This is a genomic window from Streptomyces sp. NPDC002138 (assembly GCF_040296485.1).
GTDB lineage: Bacteria > Actinomycetota > Actinomycetes > Streptomycetales > Streptomycetaceae > Streptomyces.
In genome coordinates, this window is the sequence record NZ_JBEOXE010000061.1 from 35,522 (window position 1) to 44,071 (window position 8,550).

Genomic DNA, 8,550 nt, shown 5'->3' on the forward strand with positions numbered 1-8,550 from the left:
TGTACCAGGTGCGGACTCTCCGACGTCGGCTGGAACATCCCCTCCGCGTGATCCGCGGCCCGAACAGAAGGATCAGCCATGCAGCACAGCCACGCCCAGATCTGCATTGTCGGGGCAGGCCCCCGGGGCTTGTCCGTCCTCGAACGCCTCTGCGCGCAGGAGCGCAAGTCCCCGGCGCACGACGCCCTGACCGTCCATGTCGTCGACCCGGCCCCGCCGGGCGCCGGGAACGTGTGGCGCACGGCCCAGCCCCGCCACCTGCTCATGAACACCGTCGCCTCGCAGATCACCCTGTTCACCGACGACAGCGTCCGCATCGAAGGCCCCATCGAGGAAGGCCCCAGCCTCTACGCCTGGGCCCGCCGCCTGGACCCCTCCGACCCAGGGCACGAGGAGCGCTACGGCGCCCAGACCCTCGCCGAAGCCCGCGAGCTGGGCCCCGACACCTACCCCACCCGCGCCTTCTACGGCCACTACCTCCAGTGGGCTTTCGAAGAGGCCCTCGACGCGGCCCCCGCCCACATGGACATCCAGGTCCACCGCACCCGCGCCGTCGCCCTGCACGACTCCGCCGGACCGGGCGGCGCCCAGTGCGTCGAACTCGCCGACGGGGCCCGCCTGTCGGGCCTGTCCGCCGTCATCCTGGCCCAGGGCCACCTGCCCGCCAAGCTCACGCCCGAGGAGCAGCGGCTCTCCGACTTCGCCGCCGAGTACGGGCTCTCGTACACCGGCCCCGCCAACCCGGCCGACACCGACCTGACCGCGATGACCCCCGGCCGGCCCGTCCTGATGCGCGGCCTCGGCCTCAACTTCTTCGACTACATGGCGCTGTTCACCCTCGGCCGCGGCGGCTTCTTCGAGCGCAGAGCGGACGGCCGCCTCGTCTACCGCCCCTCCGGCCTGGAGCCCAAGATGTACGCCGGCTCCCGCCGGGGCATCCCCTACCAGGCGCGCGGCGAGAACGAGAAGGGCCCCGACGGCCGCTACGCGCCCCGCCTCCTCACCGTCGCCCGCGTCGACGCGATGCGCGCCGCCGCCAAGGACGGCGACTGGATCCACTTCGGCATCCACATCTGGCCGCTGATCCAGAAGGAGGTGCAGAGCGTCTACTACGAGCGCCTCCTCGCGGCCCGCGGCGAGGACCCCGCCGCCGTCGCCTCCTTCACCGACCGCTACCTCGCCGCCCCCGACGAGGACGCCGAGGACCTCCTGTTACTCGAAGCGGGCGTCGAGGAGGGCCAGCGCTGGAACTGGGAGTCCCTCTCCCGCCCCTACGGCGACCTGCGCTTCACCGGCCGCGACGACTTCCGCCGCTGGATGCTCGCCTACCTGCTGCGCGACGCCCACGAAGCGCGCGCGGGCAATGTCAGCGGCCCCCTCAAGGCGGCCCTCGACGTGCTGCGCGACCTGCGCAACGAGATCCGGATCGCCGTCGACCACGGCGGGCTCGAAGCGGGCTCGCACCGCGATGACCTCGAAGGCTGGTACACCCCGCTCAACGCCTTCCTCTCCATCGGACCGCCCGTCTCCCGCATCGACGAGCTGATCGCGCTGGCCTCCGCGGGCATCGTCGAATTCACCGGCCCCGGCCTGCGCGTCACCGTCGACGCCGACGGCCCGGACGGACCCGCCTTCGTGGCCTCGGCCTCCGGCGTCGACGCCCCCGACATCCGGACGACCGCCCTCATCGAGGCCCGCCTGCCCCACCCCGACCTGCGCCGGACCACGGACGCGCTGCTGGTCCAGCTGCTGGAGAGCGGCCAGTGCCGCCCGTACAAGATCCTCGGCGCCTGCGGCATCGAGTACGAGACCGGGGGCCTCGCCGTCTCCGAGCGCCCCTACCGCCTCATCGACGCCGAGGGCCGCGAACACCCGCGCCGCTTCGCCTACGGGGTGCCCACCGAATCCGTCCACTGGGTCACCGCCGCGGGCATCCGCCCCGGGGTCGGCTCGGTCACCCTGGAGGACTCCGACGCCATCGCCCACGCGGCGCTGGCCCTGCCCGCGGTCACCCAGCCCCTGGCGAACGCCTCCGGAGGCCCGGGTCCGGAGGCCCGGCCGTGACCGCGCCCGACCCGGGCTCCGCCGCCGGGGCCGACGCCGACGTGGGGCCGGAGATCGACGTGGGGCTGCTCTCCCCGGCGCGCGCCGGGACCCCCGCCGAGACCACGACCTCGGACACTGCCTGGCTCCAGGCCATGCTGGACGCCGAAGCCGCCCTCGCCCGCGCACAGGCCCGCCTCGGCACGGTCCCCCCGGACGCCGCCGAGGCGATCACGGCCGCCGCGCGCGCCGAACGCTTCGACGCGCGGGCCCTGGCCCTCGCCGCCCGCGAGACCGCCAACCCCGTCGTCGGCCTGGTCGCCGCCCTCACCGCCCGGCTGGCCGGTGAGCCCGCCGCCGAATACGTCCACCGCGGCTCCACCAGCCAGGACATCCTCGACACCGCCATGATGCTGGTCGCCGCCCGCACCCTGGGCCCGCTGCGCGCCGACCTGCTGCGCGCCGCCGACGCCCTGGCCCGCCTCGCCGCGGCCCACCGCGACACCGTGATCGCGGGCCGCACCCTGGCCCTGCACGCCGTGCCCACCACCTTCGGGCTCAAGGCCGCGGGCTGGCGGCACGGGCTGCTCGACTCCGTACAGCGCATCGACCGGCTGCTCGACGGCGGGCTGCCGGTCTCCCTCGGCGGCGCCGCCGGAACCCTCGGCGGCTACCTGGAGTACGCCCGTATCGCCGCCGGGAACACCGGGGGCGAGCCCGGGACCGGCCCCGACCGCGACCCCGACGCGTTCCACGACCGGCTCGCGGCCGCCTTCGCCGCCGAGACCGGCCTCGCCGCGCCCCTGCTGCCCTGGCACGCCCTGCGCACCCCGGTGGCCGATCTGGGCGCCGTACTCGCCCACACCACCGGCACCCTCGGCAAGTTCGCCGCCGACGTCCTGCTGCTCGCCCGCACCGAGACCGCCGAGGCCGCCGAACCCGCCCCGGCGGGCCGCGGCGCCTCCTCCGCCATGCCCCACAAGCGCAACCCCGTCCTGGCCACCCTGATCCGCTCGGCCGCCCTCACCGTCCCCGCCCTGGCCTCCGTACTCGCCCAGGCACTCGTCACCGAGGAGGAACGCTCCGCCGGTGTCTGGCACAGCGAATGGCACGCCCTGCGCGAATGCCTGCGGCTGGCCGGCGGGGCCGCCCACACCGCCGTCGAACTCGCCGAAGGACTCGAACCCGATCCCGCCCGGATGCGCGCCAACCTCGCCCTGACCGGCAGCGGCATCGTCACCGAGCGGATCGCCGCCGTCCTCGCCCCGCACCTGGGCAAGGCGGCGGCCCGCCGACTGCTCACCGAAGCCTCGGCCACCGCCCGCACCACCGGCACACCCGTGTCGGAGGTCCTCTCCCGGAACCTGCCCGGCCTCACCCACCTCACCCCGGAGCACCTGCGCGACCTGCTGGAACCCGCCCAATACACCGGGGTGGCCGGTCCGCTGACCGACCGGGCCCTGAAGCGAGGAGCGAGTACACGATGATCACTGCCCCCAGCGGGACCCTCCATTCGGCTCAGCAGCCGGACTGGCCCGACCCGCAGATCCTCTCCACCGTCACCGACCGGCTCGCCGGGCTGCCGGCCCTCGTGCCGCTCTCCGAAGCCGACGCCCTGCGCGAGCGGCTGGCCGCCGCCGCCCGCGGGGAGGCGCTCCTGCTCCAGGGCGGCCACTGCGCCGAGGAGTTCGGCCCCCGCGCGCTCGGCGAGGCCGAGAGCACGGTCACCACCCTGCGCCAGATGGCGGAGATCATCTCCTACGGCGCCGCCGTGCCCGTCGTACCGCTCGGCCGGATGGCCGGCCAGTACGCCAAGCCGCGCTCCAGCCCCACCGAGACCCGCGGCGGCGTCGAACTCCCCGCCTACCGCGGGGACTCCGTCAACGGCCTCGGCTTCACCGCCGCCGACCGCGCCCCCGACCCCTGGCGGATGGAGACCGCCTACCGCACCGCCGCCCGCACCCTGGAACGCATCCGGCTGCTCCCGGGCGCCGACGACGACCTCACCGGACCCGACGGCCTCGCCGACGGCCCCGCCGGGGCGCCCTTCCACGTCAGCCACGAAGCCCTGCTCCTGGACTACGAGACGCCGCTCGTGCGCACCGACCCCGCGACCGGCCGCCGCTACGCGAGCTCCGGGCACCTCGTGTGGATCGGCGAACGCACCCGCCGGCTCGACGGCGGGCACGTCGCCTTCGCGGCCTCCGTCGCCAACCCCATCGGCGTCAAGATCGGCCCGACGGCGACCGCCGACGAACTCCTCGCCCTCACCGAGATCATCGACCCCGACCGCGAGCCCGGCCGCCTCACCTTCATCACCCGCATGGGCGCCGACCGGATCCACGCCGTGCTGCCCGCGCTGGTCGAGAAGGTCAGCGCGTCCGGCGCGAACGTGCTGTGGGTCTGCGACCCGATGCACGGCAACACCCAGGTCGCCCCCGGCGGCCTCAAGACCCGCAGCCTCGGCGACATCACCGCCGAGATCCGGGCGTTCGTCGAGATCCACCGCTCGCTCGGCACCCACCCGGGCGGCCTGCACCTGGAACTCACCGGCAGCCACGTCACCGAATGCGTCGGCGGCACGGACCCGGTGACCCTCGACGACCTCGACCGCAACTACACCACCGCCTGCGACCCGCGGCTCAACCGCGGCCAGGCACTCGACATGGCCTTCCTGGCCGCCGACCTGTGGAGGCCCGCGCGATGAGCACCGCCCCTGTGACCGAGACCGCGACCGAGACCCTGCCGCCGCTGTCGGGGAGACCCGCGGCCTTCCTGCTCACCGGCTCCTTCCTGGCCATCTGCCGGGCCCCGCGCTACCTCACCGAACTGTCCGCGCGCGGGCTGAAGATCCTCGTCATCACCCCGTCCGTGTGGCGGGAGCAGGCGCTGGCCGGTCTGAGCGAGCCCGGCCACCCCGCCGCCGACATCGCCGACATCGCCTTCGTGGACGGCTCCGTCGACCGCGAGGGCTCCTTCACCCCCGGGGTCATCGCCGCCGTCCGCGGCTGGGAGTCCTCGTACGAGATCGTCGGCGCCTACGCCGCGGGCGAGACCCTCGTCGAGCCCACCGGCCTGATCGCCGACGCCCTCAAGCTGCCCGGACCGGGCCTGCGCGCCACCCGGGTCTGCCGCAGCAAGTACCTCCAGCGGCTCCACCTGGGCGAGTTCAACCCGGCGTCGGTGGTCCTGCCGCCCGGCGCCCGGGAAGGCTTCGACCCCTCGTCGCTGCCTTTCCCCGTCGTGGTCAAGCCCGCCACCCGGCACTCCAGCTCGGGCGTCGCGACCGCCTGCGACGCGGCGCAGCTCACCGAACTGCTCGCCGGATACCCCGAACACGAGACGATCCTGGTCGAGGAGAAGGTCCCCGGCCAGGAGTTCTCCGTCGAGGCCCTGATCCAGCACGGCAAGATCATCTTCGAGTCGGTCACCGTCAAGGAGACCACCGACTCCCACGCCGACACCTTCGTCGAGCTGTCCCACACCGTCTCCGGCGCCGTCGGCCTGGAACGCAAGACCCTCCTCGCCGCCAACCGCTGCACCATGAAGCTGCTGGACTTCAAGGACGGCATGACCCACTCCGAGTGGCGCCTCGACGCGGACGGCCACCCCCGGCTGATGGAGGTCGCCGCCCGCACCCCCGGCGACGGCCTGACCGTCCTCTACCACCTGGCCACCGGCCGCCCGCTGGAGCCGGAGATCATCAAGATCGCCCTCGGCGAGCCCGCCGAATACCCCAAGCCCGTCCGCCACGCCCGCCAGGTCTACCTCGAACACGACCCCGGCGTCCTCGACGAGATCAGCGTCGACTGGCCCGGCATCAGCGTCGAATGGGCCGGCGAGGGCGACCTGTGGCCCGAGGTCCCGGTCGGCCGCCAGGGCGACCCGCCGACCCTGCGCGCCGTCTTCGCCCAGAAGGAGAAGGGCGCCGAGGCCGGCCCGCTGCTCAGCTCCGAGGACCGGGTCGCGAACTTCTTCATCGACGCCCGGACCGGCGTCGCCCTCGACGCCCTGGAGGCCCGCGTGCGGGCCGCGATCACCCTCCGCACCTCGCCCGCCGGGCCCGAGCCGAAGGCGGTGGCCGGGGCGTGACGCACACCGCACCGGGGCCGGACGCCGGGGCCCACCAGGCCCCGGCCCCGGCCGACGGAACCCGCGCGGCCGCGCCCCCGGCCGCGCGGGCCTCCGTACGCGCCACCTTCAGCGAAGCACCGCTCGCCGTGAAGACCCTGCTCGCCGGGGTGTTCATCAACCGGCTCGGCGGCTTCCTCAACATCTTCCTCGTCCTCTACCTGACCTCGCTCGGGCACTCCCCGGGCCGGGCCACCCTCGCGCTCGGCACCTACGGCGCGGGCACCGTCCTCGGCGTGCTCATCGGCGGCTCGCTCTCCGCCCGCCTCGGCGCCCGCAACACGACCGCCGTCAGCATGGCCGGCTCGGCCGCGCTCACCGCGGCCCTGCTCTACCTCACCGACTACGGCGCCCTGCTCGCCGTCGTCGTCCTCGCCGGGCTGGCCGGACAGATGTTCCGGCCCGCCTCGGCGGCCCTGCTCTCCGAACTCGCGGGTCCGGACCGCCAGGTCATGGTCTTCGCCATGTACCGGTTCGGGCTGAACCTCGGCGCGATGGCCGCGCCGCTCGTCGGCTTCGGCCTCTTCCGGCTCGGCCACGACTCCTACGACCTGCTGTTCTGGGGCGAGGCGCTGATCGCCCTGGCCTTCGCCCTGCTGGCCTGGCGCACCCTGCCCGCGGGCCGGGCGGCGGCCCCGGGCGGCCCCGCCGAGGCGGGGAGCTACCTGGCGGTCCTGCGCGACCGCCGCTTCACCCTCTACCTGGTCGCCACCGTCCTGCACACCGCCGTCTACGCCCAGTACCTGTCCACGCTCCCGCTCGACGTGGCCGCCGCCGGACTGGGCATCATCTGGTACACCGCCGCCGTCTCCCTCAACGGCCTGCTGGTCATCGCCTTCGAGCTGCTGCTCACCAAGGTCACCCAGGACTGGCCGGTGCGGGTCACCATCGGCCTGGCCTTCGCCCTGCTGGGCGCCGGAGTCGCCCTGTACGGGCTGCCGTTGGGGCCCGCCGCCATCATCACCGGCACCCTCGTCTGGACCCTGGGCGAGATCATCGGCGGGCCCGCGATCTTCTCGTACCCGGCGGTGATCGCGCCCGCACCGCTCAAGAGCCACTACCTCGGCAGCTTCCACTTCGCCTTCGGCCTGGGCTCGGCCCTCGGCCCGGTGGCGGGCGGCCGGCTGTTCGCCGCCCTCGGCCACTCCTTCTGGTACGCCGTCGGCGGGATCTCCCTCCTGGCCACCGCGCTCGCCCTGCTGGCGCTGCGCACCGCCCCGGCGAAACCGGGGCGGGGAGAGTGAGCACGGACGTACCGAGGGCCGCGTGGGGATGCTGCATCCCCCCGCGGCCCTGCCCGTTGTCCCACCCGCCGTCCTGACCGCCGTCCCGCCCGCCCGTCCCTCCGTCACGAGAGCCCCCCGAGAGCCCCACGAGAGCCCCCACGAGATTCATCACGAGAGGTCACGTCATGAACACCACCCAGGGAGCCACCTCCACCATCGACCCGCTCGACACCCTCCTGCGGATGGCCGACACCCTCGGCAGCCTCTCCCGGTACGCCGCCGAGAGCGCCGGACACGCCACCGCCACCGCCGTCCTCCCGCCCGCCCCCGCCCCGGCCGCCGCGGGCATCGAATACGTGCACGGCGGCCCCGAGATAACCCGGGCCATCCACGAGGCCCTGCACGGCGCCCGCCACGAGATACTCACCGCCCAGCCCGACGGGCCGCGCCCCGACGCCACCCTCGACGAGGCCTACGAGGCGGTCCGCGGCCACCTCGACCGCGGGGTGGCCATGCGCACGCTCTACCAGCACAGCTCGCGCTTCCACGAGGCCACCAAGCGGTACGTGGGCTGCGTCCAGGCGCGCGGCGCGCAGGTCCGTACCCTCCCGGAATTCTTCAACCGGATGATCGTCATCGACGGCGAGGTGGCCGTCATCCCCGCCGACCAGGCGCGCACCTCCGCCGTCCTGGTCCGCGACCGGGCCGTCACGGGCTTCCTCGTCGACGTCTTCGAGAAGGCCTGGGACCGGGCCGAGCCCTACCCCTTCCGCCCGGTCCGCGCCGCGGACGCCGCCTGCGAGGTGATCCCGGACATGCGCCGGGCCATCCGCAAACTGCTCATCGAGGGCCGCTCCGACAAGGCCATCGCCCGCCGGCTCGGCATCAGCCTGCGCTCGGTGCAGGGCCATGTGTCCTGCCTGCGCGACGAGTTCGGGGCCCAGCACCGCTTCCAGCTCGGCTACCTGATGGGCCTCGCCGAGCAGCACGAGCAGCACGAGCAGCATCAGCCGCTGCCGCAGCAGCCGCCGTACGCGCGGTCCTGAGACCGCCCGTCATCTCCTCCGCCCCTTCCTCGAAAGGACCCTCCCGTGCACCTGCTCTCCGCCAACGAGAACCCCTACCCCCCGCTGCCCTCGGTCGCCGAGGC

Annotated in this window: 6 protein-coding genes; all 6 read left to right on the plus strand. The window is 74.3% G+C overall.

All coding sequences use genetic code 11. The features are described from left to right. The first annotated feature begins 78 nt into the window (after window positions 1-78). Window positions 79-2,064, plus strand: coding sequence for an FAD/NAD(P)-binding protein (locus tag ABT084_RS29975; protein WP_351050466.1), 1,986 nt, complete (start codon window positions 79-81; stop codon window positions 2,062-2,064). Continuing rightward, window positions 2,061-3,530: a nitrosuccinate lyase gene (locus tag ABT084_RS29980; protein ID WP_351050469.1), complete on the plus strand. Its 1,470-nt coding sequence runs from the start codon at window positions 2,061-2,063 to the stop codon at window positions 3,528-3,530. Before ABT084_RS29975 ends, ABT084_RS29980 begins: the two co-directional genes overlap by 4 nt. Next, complete coding sequence (locus ABT084_RS29985) at window positions 3,527-4,750, plus strand: 3-deoxy-7-phosphoheptulonate synthase class II (protein ID WP_351050471.1); 1,224 nt, start codon at window positions 3,527-3,529, stop codon at window positions 4,748-4,750. Before ABT084_RS29980 ends, ABT084_RS29985 begins: the two co-directional genes overlap by 4 nt. Next, window positions 4,747-6,135 carry an ATP-grasp domain-containing protein gene (locus ABT084_RS29990; protein ID WP_351050474.1) on the plus strand — a complete coding sequence of 463 codons (1,389 nt, stop codon included), beginning with the start codon at window positions 4,747-4,749 and terminating at the stop codon, window positions 6,133-6,135. The genes ABT084_RS29985 and ABT084_RS29990 overlap by 4 nt, the downstream gene beginning before the upstream one ends. Next, window positions 6,132-7,418 (plus strand): MFS transporter, encoded by a 1,287-nt coding sequence (locus ABT084_RS29995; RefSeq protein ID WP_351050477.1) that lies wholly within the window; start codon window positions 6,132-6,134, stop codon window positions 7,416-7,418. Before ABT084_RS29990 ends, ABT084_RS29995 begins: the two co-directional genes overlap by 4 nt. 167 nt (window positions 7,419-7,585) lie before the next feature. Next, complete coding sequence (locus tag ABT084_RS30000; protein ID WP_351050480.1) at window positions 7,586-8,446, plus strand: LuxR family transcriptional regulator; 861 nt, start codon at window positions 7,586-7,588, stop codon at window positions 8,444-8,446. Window positions 8,447-8,550: the final 104 nt, after the last annotated feature.